Source organism: Stenotrophomonas sp. YJH_SMC_43 (assembly GCF_059372535.1).
The window spans coordinates 420,953-436,086 of the sequence record NZ_JCAFVQ010000003.1 but is presented as its reverse complement, the minus strand read 5'-3'; the positions used below and the strand labels follow the sequence as shown (position 1 = coordinate 436,086).

Here is a 15,134-nt window from a genome sequence, read left to right as displayed (position 1 = left end):
AGGTCGCCGGCCAGCGGCCAGCACTACCGGTAGTGCCGGTCGCTGGCCGGCAATGCTTCAACTGACCGTGCGCCCGCCATCTACGCGCAGGGTGTGGCCGGTGACGAAGCTGGCTTCGGCCACCAGCCAGTACACCGCTTCGGCAATCTCCTCGACCGTGCCGATCCGCGCCAGCGGCGTGCGCGCCAGCAGCGCCTCGCGGGCGAAATCGTCCTTGCCCTGTTCCGGCCACAGGATCGCGCCGGGCGCCACCGCATTGACCCGCACCTTCGGCGCCAGCTCCAGCGCCAGCGAGCGGGTGGCCATCTCCAGCGCGGCCTTGGCCATCGTGTAGGCGATGTGGTCCCGCATCGGGTCGGTGCCGTGCAGGTCGGTCAGGTTGACGATGCAGCCCTGCTGGCGGCGCAGGTAGGGCGCCGCCGCCTGTGACAGCAGCAGCGGCGCGCGCGCGTTGACCGCATACAGCTCGTCCATTGCCTCGGCGGTGACCTGACCGAGCGGGGTGGGGAAGAAGTTGGAGGCATTGTTGACCAGCGCGTCCAGGCGGCCGAAGTGGGTGACGGCCTGTTCCACCAGGTCGGGCAGGGCGTCGGCGTCACGCAGGTCGGCCTGCAGGGCCAGCACGCTGCCGGGGCGCACGTTGTCGAAATCGAACGCGGCCTGCTGCAGCTCGGCGCTGGAGGTGTTGGCATGTAGCACCACCGACCAGCCACAGGCGTGGAACTGGCGGGCGATGGCCGCACCGATCCGGCGCGCGCTGCCGGTGATCAGGACCACGGGGTGGGTATCGCTCATCGAGGGTCCTCCAAGGCTCGGCTATCCTGTGCACCATTGTCACCGCATTCGAAGACGCCATGCAGCCCACCTTCCCCCTGCCCGAAGCCGATGCCCTGGCCCACAGCGACCAGCTGGCCGCCGCCCTGCGCGCCGAGATCCTTGCCCAGGGCGGGGCGATGCCCTTCTCGCGCTTCATGGAACTGTGCCTGTATACCCCTGGCTGGGGTTACTACAGTGCCGGCGCCAGCAAGTTCGGTGGCAGTGGTGACTTCACCACCGCGCCCGAGCTTGGCAGCCTGTTCGCCGGCAGCGTGGCCAATGCGCTGGCGCCGGTGTTCGCGCAGCTGGGTGCACAGGCGCGGATGCTGGAACTGGGCGGCGGTACCGGCGCCTTTGCCGAGGCCGTGCTGCTGCGCCTGGCCGAACTGGACGCGCTGCCGTCGCGCTATGCCATCCTCGAACCCAGCGCGGACCTGCGCGAGCGACAGCAGCAGCGCCTGCAGCAGAACCTGCCGGCCGAGCTGGCCGCGCGCGTGGACTGGGTCGACCGCCCGTTCGAAGAGGACTGGGAAGGCGTGGTGTTCGCCAACGAGGTGATCGACGCGCTGCCGACGCCGCGCTTCCTGATCCGCGATGGCGAGGTCTATGAGGAAACCGTCGAGCTGGATGCCGAAGGCAACTTCATCCGTGGTGCGCAGCCGGCCGATATCCTGCTCAACGGTGCGGTGCGCCACATCGAGCGCTACCTGGAAAAGCCCTTCGCCGAAGGCTACCGCTCCGAGGTGCTGCCGCAGCTGCCGTACTGGCTGCAGGCGGTGGCCGGCGGCCTGCAGCGTGGCGCGATGCTGTTCGTCGACTACGGTTACAACCGCGGCGAGTTCTACCAGCACGACCGCGACGATGGCACCGTGCGCGCGTTCTACCGCCACCACGTGCACAACGACGTGCACCGCTGGCCGGGCCTGCAGGACATTACGGCGTCGGTGGATTTCACCGCGATGGCCGAGGCCGGCATGCACGGCGGTTTCGAGCTGGCCGGCTACTGCAGCCAGGCCAGCTTCCTGCTCGGTAATGGCCTGGACCAGGTGCTGCTGCTGGCCGAGGAACGCACCGACGAGGTCGGCCGCATCCAGTTGCGCGACCAGGTGAAGAAGCTGACCCTGCCGACCGAGATGGGCGAGCGCTTCCAGGCCATCGGCCTGCAGCGTGGCGTCGATTTCGAACCGGCCTTCGAACTGGGTGACCTGAGCTGGCGCCTGTGAGCGAGGTGTTGCCGGTGATCAAGCCGTTGCGGCGGCCGCGGTTGTGGGCCGTGCTGTGGGGTTTGGCCGTGCTGCTGGTGATTGTGGTCTGCCTGATCCCGCCACCGCCGATTCCGTTGCCGGAAAACAGCGACAAGGGCGAACACTTCCTCGCCTATTTCATCCTGGCAGGCAGCGCGGTGCAGCTGTTCCGTCGGGGCCGCCCGCTGCTGTGGGTGGGCGTGGGCCTGGTGCTGATGGGCATCGGCATCGAGTTCGCGCAGGGCGCGCTGACCAGCAACCGCATGGCCGACCCGATGGATGCCATCGCCAACACGATCGGTGTGCTCGCCGGCATGGCCACCGCACTGACCCCGCTGCGCGACCTGCTGCTGCGCTGGCGCGGGTGAGGTTCCTGTAGAGCCGAGCCCATGCTCGGCTTTCCGGTTGAAAAGCAGCCGAGCATGGGCCCGGCTCTACAGTAGATCCACGCGATGCGTGGATCCGGCCGCAAAGCGCAACCAAGGTTGGCACCTACCTGAGCGTGACCTCATCCAGCACCCACATCGCCGGGCGCGTGTCGCCGGTGAAGTTGATGCACAGATCGCCGTTGCCAGCGGTGCCCTTCGGCAGCGCCGCGCGCAGGGTCACGAAGCCGTCGGCATCGGTCTGCGCCGGCAGCGGCACCTGAGCCAGCACCTTGCCCGTGCAATCACCGCGGCGGATCAGCATTTCACCGTGTGCGCTCCGGGCCTTTTCGAAGCGGCGCTTCGGCTCGTCGTGGGCCAGCTGGAAGTAGTACGGAATACGCCCCGCACGCACTTCCACGTTGCCGATGCCGTCCAGCTGCGCCTGCGGCCAGCGCCAGCACGGCTGGAAGATGTCCACGTTGAACACCGCACGCGTTCCCTCACGCGGGCCATCGTCTTCCAGGCGCAATACCAGGCCCTTCGTGCCCACGCAGCTGAGCAGCTCATCGCTGCGGCGGCTGAGCAGCGACTGCACGGTGAATGCGGCGATGGTCGGCTTCGCGGCCAGCATCTGCCCCTGGTAGAACGCCGCCGCCTGCACGGTGGTCGGCAGTTTCCCGGTCAGCGGCTGCTGGTACAGCGGCGACTGCGCGGTCACCGGTTGGCCATCGGTGCTGTAGCGCACTTCATAACCCAGCGGATTGGCCAGCGACACGGTCACTGTGCCGGCCGCGCGGTTGTCGGTGTAGTCCACGCCCACTTCGAACGGGGTCTGCGCATAGGCCAGGCCCCAGGCACGGTAGCGCTGCAGTTGGGAGGGCAGGCGCGCGAGGAAATCGCGGAAGTCGCGATGCTCCGACGTGCTCCAGCCGGTCTCGGCCACCGCGGCCAGGCGCGGGAACAGGTTGTGCTGCAGGCGTGCATAGCTGCGCGTGTGCTCGGTGAACATGTTGGCCTGCAGGCCCAGGATGTGCCCACGCTTGTCGGCGGCCAGCTCGGCCGGCACCGGCTCGAAGTTGTAGAGCTTGCCGAGGTTGACCTGGGTCGGACGGCCCGGCGGTTCATTTGGCGAGGCCGTCTGCAGGTAATCCAGGTACAGGTAGCCGACCGGCGACATGATCACGTCATGGCCGGCGCTGGCCGCAGCCAGGCCGCCTTCGGTGCCCTGCCACGACATCACTGTGGCCTGCGGCGGCAATCCGCCTTCGAGGATTTCGTCCCAGCCGATCAGGCGCCGGTCGTGTTCCTCCAGGAAGGTTTCCAGGCGCTTGATGATGTGGCTCTGCATGGCCATTTCATTCTTGATGCCCAGCGCACGCATGCGCTGCTGCACCCGCTTGGATGCTTCCCACTGGTCCTTCACCGCCTCGTCGCCACCGACGTGCACGTACCTGGCCGGGAACAGCGCGATCACTTCTTCCAGCACGTTCTCGAGGAAGGTGACGGTGCTGTCTTCCACGTTGAACAGGTTCGGGAACACGCCCCATTCGCTGATCGGCTTCAGCGGCGTATCGATGGTGCCCAGCTCCGGATACGCGGCAATCGCAGCAGTCGCGTGGCCCGGTACATCGATTTCCGGAATCACCTGGATATGCAGCTTCGCGGCATAGGCGATCACTTCGCGGATCTGCTCCTGGGTGTAGAAGCCGCAGTACGGATGCTCCTGGCCGCTGACCGGATCGATGCCGCCGTCACCGGCCGGCAGGCGGCAGCTGCCCACTTCGGTCAGCTTCGGGTAGCGCTTGATCTCCATGCGCCAGCCCTGGTCGTCGGTCAGGTGCCAGTGGAAGGTGTTGAGCTTGTGCGCGGCCATCGCGTCGAGCACGTGCTTGATCTCGTCCAGGCTCTGGAAGTGACGGGCGGAGTCGAGCATGAAGCCGCGCCAGCTGAAGCGCGGCGCGTCCTGGATCTGCACTGCGGGCAGCACGCCGTTGCTGCCGCCGGTGGCGAGCTGGGCGAGGGTGGTCGCGCCGTAGAACAGGCCGGTTTCGTTGCCAGCCTGCACCAGCACGCCCTGTGCGGTGCTTTCCAGCGTGTAGCCCTCACCGCTGTCGCGGAAGGTGGGCACGATCTGGAAGCGGATGCTGCCGGCCTTGGCGCTGGCTTTGCCCTTGGCCAGTGCCAGGCGCGGGCCACCGCTGCGGGCCAGCAGGTCGGCGAACTGGTTGGCGACGCGCTGCGCGGCTTCGCCTTCGGCCTGCAGCACGGTATCGGCGCGCACGGTGATGCCGCTGCCCTGGCCGCGCTGCACGGTGGCCGGGGCGGGAATCAGCATCAGGCTGCCGGCGCGCAGCTGCGGGCCGGGTGCTTCAGCGGCAGGCGTGGGGTCGGCGGCAAGTGCCGGCAGCGCCGGCAACAGGGCGAGCAGGCTGCCCAGCAGCACTGCGCTGCGCATCCGGGCGCGGGAAGGCTTGACCATCGGTACGACTCCTTGGAACGGTGCGATGAACGCTATACATGAAAAACGCCGGGCCCGGAATGACCCAGGCCCGGCGTGCGTGCACGACTCGGCGATGTTGCTGCCGCTGGATCAGTACTTGAAGCGGAAGTTGAGGTAGTACTGGCGACCGTTGCTGTAGAACGAGGTCGGGATCGCCGCGGTCTGGTAGTACTTGTAGGTCGGGTTGTTGAGGTTGAGCGCATCGAAGCTGATGCTCAGCCAGTCGGTGGCCTTGTAGCTCAGCGACGCCGACAGGGTGCCGAAGTCATCCTGGTAGTACGGGTTGGCGCCGGACAGGCCGATCAGGAACGACGAACGGCGGGTGTAGCTGACGCGTGCACCGAAGGTATCGTTCTCGAAGTAGGCACCGACGTTGTAGGTGTTCTTCGAAGTGCCCAGCAGGTTGTCGCTGCCGTCGGCCCAGGTGTGGTCGGTGCTGCCATCGGCGTAGGTGTAGTTGGCATTGACACCGAAGTACTCGCCGATCGGCTGCTCATAGGCCACTTCGATACCGCGGACCTTGCCGTCGGCATTGCGCGGGCGGGAGATGTTGTATTCCTCGAGACGGTTGGTCAGCTCGCTGAACAGCATCTCCTTTTCGGTGCTGAAGGCCACGTAGTCCTTCAGGCGCATCGAGTAGGCACCGATCGACAACATGCCGCGCGGCATGAAGTACCACTCCAGGTTGGCATCGAAGTTGGTCGACACCACCGGCTTCAGCTTCGGATTGCCGCCACCGCCAGTCCGGTTCAGGTCCGAACCGTAGGACGAGGCACCCAGTGCCGAGAAGTCCGGCAGGGTCTGGGTCTGCGAGGCGGCCACGCGCAGCACCAGGTCGTCGCGCAGGTCGTACTTGAAGTTGGCGCTCGGCAGCACGCGGTTGTGCTTGTTCTCGAAAGCTTCGCGGGTCCACGCGCCGAACAGGCTGCTCACGTCCGGCACGGTCGAGCCGGTGGCGGCGGCGTAGGTATCGATATCCTGCTTGATGTTGACGTAGCGCAGGCCGACGTTGCCGCTCCAGCGGTCGCCGCTGAAGTTGCCCTGTACGTACGCGGCGAAGTTCTTCTCGGACACCTTCCACTCGGCGCCGTAGTTGTGGCGGCCGGTCGGGCCGTCATTGCCGGACAGCCAGGTGGAGTTGTTGGTCACCGCTTCCTTCAGCGCACCCGGGGTGAAGTACCACAGGTCACGCGGGAAGCTGCCACCGATGCCGTTGGCAAAGCCGCCGGGGAAGTTGGCGGTAGCGCCGTTCTTCAGCGCATTCCAGATCGCGCCCGGGGTTGCGCCTTCCGGCGACTTGGCCTCGCGCTTGTGGTCGCCGAAGCGGGCGCCGAAATCGATCGAGTTCAGTACGCCAGCGTCGGCGAAGTACTGGTTGAAATCGAGCGTGGCCCACTTTTCCTTGTCGATCGCGGTGACCTGCTGGTTGCCCCAGGTGCCGAAGTCGGTCACGCCGCTCGGGCCGATGTTGCCACCGACGTTCCAGTCGATCGGCGAGCCGTTGCCGTGGGTTGCCCAGGTGGCGCCGCCACCACGGGCCAGGTTGACTTCGGCGATGTACTGGCGCGGCGTTTCGCCGGTGCCCTTGGTGCTGCCAGCCTGGAACTTCATGCCCAGGTTGTCGCTGATCTGCCAGTCGGCATCGAAGGTGATGTAGTTGGTCTTGGCCTTCGACTCGCGGTAGATCATGTCGTACACCGCGTAGTCGCGGTCGGCCTGGCCGGCGAAGGTGGCGTTGGACAGCACGCCATCCTTGACGACGTAACCCGGATTCGGGGCCTGGCCCGGAATCAGGATCTTGTTGCCATTGGCATCTTCAACGGTACGGTCGTTGAGGATGCGGCCGCCCCACAGCATGAAGTTGCGGTTGTAGTTGTTCGCCTTCAGTTCCGAGCTGAAGCCTTCCAGGCCCAGGGTCAGGTTGTCCATCGGCTTGAACTGCAGCGACACCAGGCCGCCCTTGCGCTCGCGGGTCTGTTCAAACAGGGTCGAGCCGAGCAGGCCCGGCGCGTACACGCCGGCCAGGTCCGGGTTGGACTTGGCCACGGTGCCATTCGGATCGATCTGGAAGAAGCCGCCCGGGATTTCCTGCGCTTCGCGGCGCAGCTCGCGCTTCTGGCTGAAGGCCTGCACCATCACGCCGAAGTTGCCTTCGTCGTTCTTGTAGTTGAACAGTGCCGACAGCTGCGGGTCGTTGGACTTGGCCTGGTCCGAACGCACCATGCCGATGGAGCCTTCCGCAGTGAGCTGCTTGGAGAATTCCAGCGGCTTGCGGGTGAGGATGTTGACGGTACCGGTGGTGCCGCCGTCCTGCAGCTTGGCCTGCGAGGACTTGTTCACTTCCACCGAGCGCACCAGTTCCGACGGCAGCAACGAGTAGCTGACGCTGCGGCCGACGTTGTTGCCCTGGCTGAGCACGAACCAGTCGGCCGAGCCGACGGTGTGGCCGTTGATCAAGGTCTGGGTCAGGCTTGGGCTGGTGCCGCGCAGGCTGACACGGTCGGCTTCGTCGAAGCCGCCTTCGTCAGCGCTGGACGAGCTGATGTTCACGCCCGGCAGGCGCTGCAGGGTATCGGCGACGTTGTGCGCGGGCAGCTTGCCCACGTCTTCGGCGGTGACCACTTCCACGCGCGCATTGGCTTCGCGCTTGGTATCCAGCGACTTTTCCATCGAACCACGGATGCCGGTGACCTGCACGGTATCCAGGTCGGTGGCGGTCTGGGCGGCCTGCTGCGCGTGCGCACTGAAGGCGATGCAGCTGACGATGGCGGCCGAAAGCAGGGTCTTGCGGGTGTTCATGATGTCTCTCCTCATCACTCGATTGGATGCCGGCGGCGGTGTTCGGTTACGGTTGCGATGACATGCGCGGGGCGGCGGCGAAGTCCCGTGCGTTGGCGTGCCACGTACTGCGTGCTGCGATTGCGTTGAAGCCTGTTGCGGTGTCAGGCGGCCGACTGCTGCTGCAGGTACCAACTTGCAGCGCCGACCACGCCCAGCTGGCCGTGTTCGACGACCTTCACCGGGATGCGTGCCAGTGCTTCGCCCATCGGTCCCTTCTGCAGGTACCGTTCGACGAAGGTGCTGGCGTGCAGGTATTCGCGGATCTGCGGCAGGATGCCGCCGGCCAGGTAGACGCCACCGTGGGCGCCGTAGAACAGGGCCATGTCGCCGATGGTGCTGCCGAGCAGGCCGCAGAACACATCCAGCGCCTGGCGCGCGTGCGCATCGGTATCGGCCATGGCGGCGGCGGTGACCGCATCGGGGCTGGCCAGCGTCGGTGCCTGTCCCTGCAGTGCGCACACCGCACGGTACAGGTTCATCAGGCCCGGGCCGGAGATCGCATGTTCGATCGACACGTGGGCGCGGTCGCGCTGCATGTGGCGGACGATGGCCATTTCAAGTTCGGTGCTCGCTGCCAGGGTCGGCTGGCCGGCTTCCGTGGGAAGCACCACCGGGCCATGCGCGGTGGGAATCCACAGTGCCGCACCGAGGCCGGTACCGGGGCCGACCACCAGGGTCGGGCCGCGCATGGCGGTGTCCGGCCCGCACAGGTGCAGCACGCCGCTGGCGTCCACCTGCGCGGCGGCATAGGCCACCGCTTCGAAGTCGTTGACGATGTAGACCCGCTGCAGGCCGACGTCGGCCTCCACCTGGCGCGCCGACAGCGGCCACGGCAGGTTGGCGGTGATCACCGTGCCGTCCTCGCGGGCGTAGCCGGCGCTGGCGACCACGCAGTGCGTGGGCCGCGGGCCTTCGCCCAGGAAATCGGACAGGATCGCGCTGAGGCCGGCATGGTCGGCATTGCGGTACTTGCGGTACTCCAGCACCTGCACCGGGTGGGCGGCATCACCGCTGGCCTGGACCCGGGCCACGCGCACATGGGTGCCACCGACGTCGGCGGCCAGGAACGAGGGCGCGACTCGGGACAGGACATGGGCCGGGGCGGGGTGGCTGGCGGTCACGCGGGCTCCTGCTGCAAGTGGGGCCGGCCCTGGGATCGGGGGCGGCGATTGGGGCGGAGTCTGTAACCCCGCTGACAACGATGTCAACGAGTTCGTGACACTTTCGTTGCTGCATCGCAACGAATGCGACATGCAGTAAACGTTTACATGGCGTGAGTGCGGGTTTCACGTTGGAACCATTGCCGCACATGGGCCAAGGCCTCCGGTGCATTCAGCACGATGCGTTGCGATCGGGTTGCGCAGTGCAGCACGAGGTTCACGGGGCTGCGCGTGGAAGTTGACAAACCGCGGCTGTCCATCGAAAGAATGTGACAACGTTGTTCCCAGCCACTCTCCGACGCCGCGTTCTGCGGCCGTCGCCGCAGGAGCCCTCCTGATGTCCGCCGTCCCCGCTGCAAGCGCGCGCCCGAACGTGGCCACCTCCATCGCCATCGTTGGCGTGCTGTTCTTCCTGATCGGCTTCTTCACCTGGCTCAATGGCCCGCTGATCACCTTCGTCAAGTTGGCCTTCGAACTCAGCGAGGTCGGCGCCTTCCTGGTGCTGATGGTGTTCTACCTGTCCTACTTCTTCCTGGCCCTGCCGGCGTCATGGATCCTGCGCCGCACCGGCATGAAGAAGGGCCTGAGCCTGAGCCTGCTGGTGATGGCCGGTGGTGCCGCGTTGTTCGGCGAATTCGCCACCCAACGCTGGTACCCGGGCGCGCTCGGCGGCCTGTTCGTGATCGGCAGCGGCCTGGCCCTGCTGCAGACCGCGATCAACCCCTATATCTCCATCCTCGGCCCGATCGAGACGGCGGCACGCCGCATCGCGCTGATGGGCATCTGCAACAAGATCGCCGGCATGCTCGCCCCGGTGCTGATCGGTACCGTGGTGCTGCATGGCATCGGTGATCTGTCGGCCACGGTGGCCGCTGCCGATGAAGCGACCAAGGCGCAGCTGCTCAACGAATTCGCCGCCAAGATCCATGCGCCCTACCTGGCCATGGCGGGCCTGCTGGTGCTGCTGGCGGTGGCCGTGCTGTTCTCGCCGCTGCCGGAAATCAAGTCGTCCGAAGCCAATGCCACGCCGGTTGCGGCCGGTGCTGCCGAACGGCGCAGCATCTTCCAGTTCCCGCACCTGTGGCTGGGCGTGCTCTGCCTGTTCGTCTACGTCGGCGTGGAAGTGATGGCCGGTGATGCGATCGGTACCTACGGTCATGGTTTCGACCTGCCGCTGGACCAGACCAAGATGTTCACCTCGTTGACCCTGGCGGCGATGCTGGCCGGTTACGTGGTGGGCCTGCTGCTGATTCCCCGGGTGGTTTCGCAGTCGCGCTACCTGACCGTTTCGGCGGTACTGGGCGTGGTGTTCTGCCTCGGCGCCTGGGCCACCCATGGCTACGTATCGGTGGCCTTCGTGGCGCTGCTGGGCTTCGCCAACGCCATGATGTGGCCGGCGATCTTCCCGCTGGCGATCCGCGGCCTGGGCCGCTTCACCGAGACCGGCTCGGCCCTGCTGGTGATGGGCATCGCCGGCGGCGCGATCATTCCGCAGCTGTTCGCCGTGCTCAAGCAGCACATCGACTTCCAGCTGGTGTTCGTGCTGCTGATGGTGCCGTGCTACCTGTACATCCTGTTCTACTCGGTGATCGGCCATCGTGCCGGCCTGCCGCAGGACAAGGCCTGATCGGCGATGATGGACGGCAGCCAACCCCAGGGAAAACCCATGCGCAGAGCGACCATCAAGGACGTTGCGGAGAAGGCCAAGGTCTCGCTGAAGACGGTCTCGCGGGTGATCAACAACGAGCCCTCGGTGATGCAGGCCACCCGCGCGCGGGTGCTGCGTGCCATTGCCGAGCTCGACTATGAACCCGATCCGTCCGCGCGCAACCTGCGCAGCGGCACTACCTTCGTAATCGGGCTGGTCTACGACAACCCGAACCCGTACCACATCATCGGCGTGCAGAATGGCGTGCTCGCCGCCTGCCGCGAGACCGGGTTCGGGCTGCAGATCCATCCCTGCGATTCCAGCTCGCCGCTGCTCGCCGATGAACTGGCCGACTGGGTGCAGCGTTCGCGCCTGGCCGGGCTGGTGCTGACCGCACCGATGTCCGAGCGCCGCGACCTGATCCAGGCGCTGACCGCGCGCGGCATCAAGCTGGTGCGCATCATCGCCGCCACCGAAGACCCGGCCGATGGCGCCTGTGTGTTCGTGGACGACCGCGAGGCCGCCTACGAGATCACCGAGCACCTGATCCAGCTGGGCCACCAGCGCATCGGCTTCCTCTGGGGCGGCAGCTCGCACCGGTCTTCGGGCGAGCGCTACGCCGGTTACGAAGCCGCGCTGAAGGACTACGGCATGACCGTGGACAAGCACCTGGTGGTGCAGGGCGACTACACCTTCGATGACGGTTTCCGCGGCGCGCGCCGCCTGCTGGCGCTGCGCGAGCCGCCCACCGCCATCTTCGGTTCCAACGACGAAATCGCTGCCGGCGTGCTGGCCGCCGCCAAGTCGGCCGGCATGAACGTGCCCTACGACCTGTCCATTGCCGGCTTCGAGGACAGCCCGTTCTCGCGCCAGTCGTGGCCGCCGCTGACCACCGCCAAGCAGGCCACCGAGGACATCGCCCGCCATGCCGCGCGCCTGCTGATCGCGCAGCTGCGCAGCGACGCCTACGACGATGCGCCGGCACCACTGCACAACCAGGGCTTCGTGCCGCAGCTGGTGGTGCGCGGTTCGACCGCGCCGATGCGCCCGGCCGGCGCACGCCCCCTTCCTTCCGATCCTGCCTGAGCCTGCCATGTCGCTGTCAGACCCCACGTCCACCCTGATGTTCGCCGAGGCCGCTGAAGCGGCTGACGTGGTTGCCCGCCAGTTCTCGCGCAACCACGCCACCTTGGAATCCCTGGCCGCCAGCCTGCGTGCCGCGCCGCCCCCGTTCGTGGTCACCTGCGCACGCGGCAGCTCCGACCACGCTGCCACCTATGGCAAGTACCTGCTGGAAACCCAGCTGGGCCTGGTGGTCGCATCGGCCTCGCCGTCGGTGGGGTCGGTCTATGCCGCACCCCTGCAGCTGCGCGGTGCGCTGTTCATCGTCATCTCGCAGTCGGGCAAGAGCCCGGACCTGCTGCGCAACGCCGAGGCCGCCAAGGCCGCCGGTGCGCGCGTGATCGCGCTGGTCAACGTCGAGGATTCGCCGCTGGCGCTGCTGGCCGATACGGTCATTCCGCTGCATGCCGGTGCCGAAAAGAGCGTGGCGGCGACCAAGAGCTACCTGGCGTCGCTGGCCGCACTGCTGCAGCTGGCTGCGTACTGGAAGCAGGACAGCAGCCTTCGCGCCGCACTGGACCTGCTGCCGGACGCGATGCGCGAGGCCTGGCAGTGCGACTGGAGTGCGGTGACCGAAGGCCTGGTCGAGGCGACCAACCTGTTCGTGCTCGGCCGTGGCCTGGGCCTGGGCGCGGCCCAGGAGGCTGCACTGAAGTTCAAGGAAACCTGCAGCCTGCATGCCGAAGCCTACAGCTCGGCTGAAGTGAAGCATGGCCCGATGGCGCTGGTTGACCGTGGTTTCCCGGTGCTGGCCTTTGCCCAACCCGACGAGACCGGCGCCGGTACCCGTGCTGTCGTCGAAGAATTCACCGCGCGCGGTGCACAGGTGTGGATGGCCGGTGCCGGTGGCAACCTGCCGGTGGCGGCCGCACCGCATCCGCTGTGTGCCCCGCTGCTGACCGTGCAGAGCTTCTATCGCGCGATCAACGCGCTGGCGCTGCGCCGTGGTTTCAACCCGGATCTGCCGCCGCATCTGAACAAGGTTACGGAGACGGTGTGATGGCCACGGTCCTGCGCAACGCCCGCATCCTGGCAGGCGAGGAGTTCCGCGACGATCTGGCCGTGGTGATCGAAAACGGTCGCATCAGCGCGCTGCTGCCCGACGCTGCACCGCAGCTGGGCCAGGCGGCCGAGCAGATCGATCTGGACGGCGGCTGGCTGCTGCCCGGCTTCATCGATGTGCAGGTCAATGGCGGCGGCGGCGCGCTGTTCAACAACACGCCCGATGTCGCCTCGCTGCGCACCATCGCGCGGGCGCACCGGCGCTTCGGCACCACCGCGATGCTGCCGACGCTGATCAGCGACGATGTGGACGTGATGCGCGAAGCAATCGCTGCGATGCGCGAAGCAATCGCTCAGGGCGTGCCCGGCGTGATCGGCATCCACCTGGAAGGCCCGTACATCGCGCCGGCGCGCAAGGGCACCCACGATGCCAGCAAGTTCCGCGTGCCGGACGAAGAAGAAATCGCGCTGGCCGCCTCGCTGGACAACGGCGTGACCCTGCTGACACTGGCACCGGAACGCGTGCCGCTGGAGACCATCCGTGCGCTGGTCGAACGTGGCGTGATCGTTGCTGCTGGCCACACTGCTGGCACGTACGAAGAGATTCGTGCCGGACTGGATGCTGGGGTGCGTGGCTTCACCCATCTGTACAACGCGATGTCGCCGCTGCAGGGCCGTGAGCCCGGTGCGGTGGGCGCTGCGCTGGAAGACCGCGACAGCTGGATCGGCATCATTGTCGATGGCGTGCATGTGCATCCGGCCAGCCTGCGCGTGGCGCTGGCGGCCAAGCCGCGCGGCCGCCTGCTGCTGGTGACCGATGCGATGCCGCCGGTCGGTGCCGATGATCCCAGCTACGTGCTCTACGGCGAAACCATCACCGCCATCGACGGCGTGGTGCGCAATGCCGCCGGTTCGCTGGCCGGCTCGGCGCTGGACATGGCCACCGCCGTGCGCAACACCGTGCAGCTGCTCGGCCAGCCGCTGGCCGAAGCCGCACGCATGGCCTCGACTTACCCGGCGCAGTTCCTCAACGTCGACGACCGCCTGGGGCACATCGCCGAGGGCTACCAGGCCGACCTGGTGCTGCTGGATGATGCCCTGCAGGTGCGTGGCACCTGGATTGCCGGACAGTACGAGGCCGCCTGATGAACGCGACGCCGCCACGCCGGCTGGGCTCGATCGACGCCCTGCGTGGCATCACCGTGGCGGCGATGCTGCTGGTCAACAACCCGGGCGACTGGAGTGCGGTGTTCGCACCGCTGCGCCATTCGGAATGGCATGGCTGCACGCCCACCGATCTGGTGTTCCCGTTCTTCCTGTTCCTGGTGGGCGTGTCGATGGCGTTCAGCGTAGCGCCGCGCGCGCTGGACGCGTCAGCGCGACCTGCACTCGCGCGCGGCGTGCTGGATCGCGCGCTGCGCATCCTGCTGGCAGGTGCGCTGCTGCACCTGCTGATCTGGTGGGCGTTGGATACCCATCACTTCCGCATCTGGGGCGTGCTGCAACGCATCGCGGTGTGTGCGGCGTTGGTGGGCGTGCTGGCGGTCTACGCGCGGCCGCGCGTGCAGGTGGGCGCTCTGATCGCGCTGCTGGTGGGGTACACCGTGTTGCTGCTGGGCATCGGTGACCTGGCGCCATGGACCAACCCGGCCAGCCGCCTGGATACCGCGTTGTTCGCGCCGTGGATCTATCAATGGCACGCCGATGCCGGGCTGGGCCATGACCCGGAAGGATTGCTGAGCACGCTGGGCGCGCTGGCCAGTACCGTGCTCGGGCTGTTGGCCGGAGGCCTGCTGCGCAGCGGACGTGCCGCGGCGCTGGCCGGGCTGGGTGTGGCGACTGCGGTATTGGGCCTGCTGCTGGCGGTGGTGCTGCCGTTGAACAAACAGCTGTGGACGCCCAGCTACGTGCTGTGGACCGGTGGCCTGGCGGCGCTGGCGCTGTGGCTGGGCCACCTGTTGATCGACCAGAAGGGCTGGCCGGCGGTGGGCCGGCGCTTCGGCGTCAATGCGATCACGGCGTATCTGGGCGCATCGGTGATGTCGGTGGTGCTGATGGCTACCGGGGTTTGGGGGTGGGTCTGGCAGCAGCTGGCCACCGCAATGCCGCAGGCGCTGGAGCTGGCGTCCATGCTGCAGGCGCTGGTGTTTGTCGCGCTGTGGTGGGGCGTGGCCTGGTGGCTGGACCGGCGGAAGATCTATCTGAAGATCTGATGGCACCTCATCCACGCCATGCGTGGATGCTCTCCGCGCGGCCTGTGACCGCTGCAAAGATGAATAATTTCAGCCACGTGGAGGTGGGGTGATGGCCGATCAAGTTCGCAACTGAACTGTGATGGCCGCCACGCAATTTCACCTATCGAAACCGTTCACCACACGGCAGACTGCCTGCGCAGTACCGCATATCCGCAGTTCCTGATCCCTTGTCCAGGAG

Annotated in this window: 11 protein-coding genes; 7 read left to right on the top strand and 4 right to left on the bottom strand. The window is 67.0% G+C overall.

The features are described 5' to 3' along the window. Nucleotides 1-57: 57 nt before the first annotated feature. Nucleotides 58-795, bottom strand: a complete 738-nt coding sequence (locus tag AC5QAH_RS14135; RefSeq protein ID WP_008265570.1) for a pteridine reductase — start codon at nt 793-795, stop codon at nt 58-60. A 59-nt stretch (nt 796-854) separates the two neighbouring features. Here AC5QAH_RS14135 and AC5QAH_RS14130 point away from each other — a divergent pair, with 59 nt between their 5' ends. Beyond that, complete coding sequence (locus AC5QAH_RS14130) at nt 855-2,039, top strand: class I SAM-dependent methyltransferase (protein WP_010480950.1); 1,185 nt, start codon at nt 855-857, stop codon at nt 2,037-2,039. After that, nucleotides 2,036-2,428, top strand: coding sequence for a VanZ family protein (locus AC5QAH_RS14125; protein ID WP_010480949.1), 393 nt, complete (start codon nt 2,036-2,038; stop codon nt 2,426-2,428). The genes AC5QAH_RS14130 and AC5QAH_RS14125 overlap by 4 nt, the downstream gene beginning before the upstream one ends. A 124-nt stretch (nt 2,429-2,552) precedes the next feature. On the opposite strand, the gene AC5QAH_RS14120 is transcribed toward AC5QAH_RS14125, so the two are convergent. From AC5QAH_RS14120 to AC5QAH_RS14110, 3 genes are all read right to left on the bottom strand, one after another. Further along, nucleotides 2,553-4,907: a beta-N-acetylhexosaminidase gene (locus AC5QAH_RS14120; protein WP_010480948.1), complete on the bottom strand. Its 2,355-nt coding sequence runs from the start codon at nt 4,905-4,907 to the stop codon at nt 2,553-2,555. A 111-nt stretch (nt 4,908-5,018) separates the two neighbouring features. After that, entirely contained in the window at nt 5,019-7,727 is a 2,709-nt protein-coding gene (locus tag AC5QAH_RS14115; RefSeq protein ID WP_495232416.1) for a TonB-dependent receptor, read from the bottom strand. Between the two features lie 143 nt (nt 7,728-7,870). Next, nucleotides 7,871-8,890, bottom strand: a complete 1,020-nt coding sequence (locus tag AC5QAH_RS14110) for a glucokinase family protein (RefSeq protein ID WP_197646462.1) — start codon at nt 8,888-8,890, stop codon at nt 7,871-7,873. Between the two features lie 376 nt (nt 8,891-9,266). Here AC5QAH_RS14110 and AC5QAH_RS14105 point away from each other — a divergent pair, with 376 nt between their 5' ends. The 5 genes from AC5QAH_RS14105 to AC5QAH_RS14085 are packed head-to-tail and all read left to right on the top strand — an operon-like array spanning nt 9,267 to nt 14,914. Then, nucleotides 9,267-10,556, top strand: coding sequence for a sugar MFS transporter (locus AC5QAH_RS14105; protein ID WP_495232415.1), 1,290 nt, complete (start codon nt 9,267-9,269; stop codon nt 10,554-10,556). Nucleotides 10,557-10,595: 39 nt separating this feature from the next. Beyond that, entirely contained in the window at nt 10,596-11,663 is a 1,068-nt protein-coding gene (locus AC5QAH_RS14100; RefSeq protein WP_005411045.1) for a LacI family DNA-binding transcriptional regulator, read from the top strand. Nucleotides 11,664-11,670: 7 nt separating this feature from the next. After that, on the top strand, nt 11,671-12,699 hold the full coding sequence (locus AC5QAH_RS14095; RefSeq protein ID WP_019338836.1) for an SIS domain-containing protein: 1,029 nt from the start codon (nt 11,671-11,673) through the stop codon (nt 12,697-12,699). Continuing rightward, a complete protein-coding gene (gene nagA, locus AC5QAH_RS14090) occupies nt 12,699-13,847 on the top strand; it encodes an N-acetylglucosamine-6-phosphate deacetylase (RefSeq protein WP_197654951.1) in 1,149 nt (382 codons plus the stop codon). The genes AC5QAH_RS14095 and nagA overlap by 1 nt, the downstream gene beginning before the upstream one ends. Continuing rightward, nucleotides 13,847-14,914 carry an acyltransferase family protein gene (locus tag AC5QAH_RS14085; protein ID WP_049481522.1) on the top strand — a complete coding sequence of 356 codons (1,068 nt, stop codon included), beginning with the start codon at nt 13,847-13,849 and terminating at the stop codon, nt 14,912-14,914. The genes nagA and AC5QAH_RS14085 overlap by 1 nt, the downstream gene beginning before the upstream one ends. The last annotated feature ends 220 nt before the right edge of the window (nt 14,915-15,134 follow it).

Bases quoted from the DNA above. Each gene is read 5' to 3' on its own strand.
- AC5QAH_RS14135 (WP_008265570.1), bottom strand. From the start codon at position 795: ATGAGCGATACCCACCCCGTGGTCCTGATCACCGGCAGCGCGCGCCGG.
- AC5QAH_RS14130 (WP_010480950.1), top strand. From the start codon at position 855: ATGCAGCCCACCTTCCCCCTGCCCGAAGCCGATGCCCTGGCCCACAGC.
- AC5QAH_RS14120 (WP_010480948.1), bottom strand. From the start codon at position 4,907: ATGGTCAAGCCTTCCCGCGCCCGGATGCGCAGCGCAGTGCTGCTGGGC.
- AC5QAH_RS14115 (WP_495232416.1), bottom strand. From the start codon at position 7,727: ATGAACACCCGCAAGACCCTGCTTTCGGCCGCCATCGTCAGCTGCATC.
- AC5QAH_RS14105 (WP_495232415.1), top strand. From the start codon at position 9,267: ATGTCCGCCGTCCCCGCTGCAAGCGCGCGCCCGAACGTGGCCACCTCC.
- AC5QAH_RS14100 (WP_005411045.1), top strand. From the start codon at position 10,596: ATGCGCAGAGCGACCATCAAGGACGTTGCGGAGAAGGCCAAGGTCTCG.
- AC5QAH_RS14095 (WP_019338836.1), top strand. From the start codon at position 11,671: ATGTCGCTGTCAGACCCCACGTCCACCCTGATGTTCGCCGAGGCCGCT.
- nagA (WP_197654951.1), top strand. From the start codon at position 12,699: ATGGCCACGGTCCTGCGCAACGCCCGCATCCTGGCAGGCGAGGAGTTC.
- AC5QAH_RS14085 (WP_049481522.1), top strand. From the start codon at position 13,847: ATGAACGCGACGCCGCCACGCCGGCTGGGCTCGATCGACGCCCTGCGT.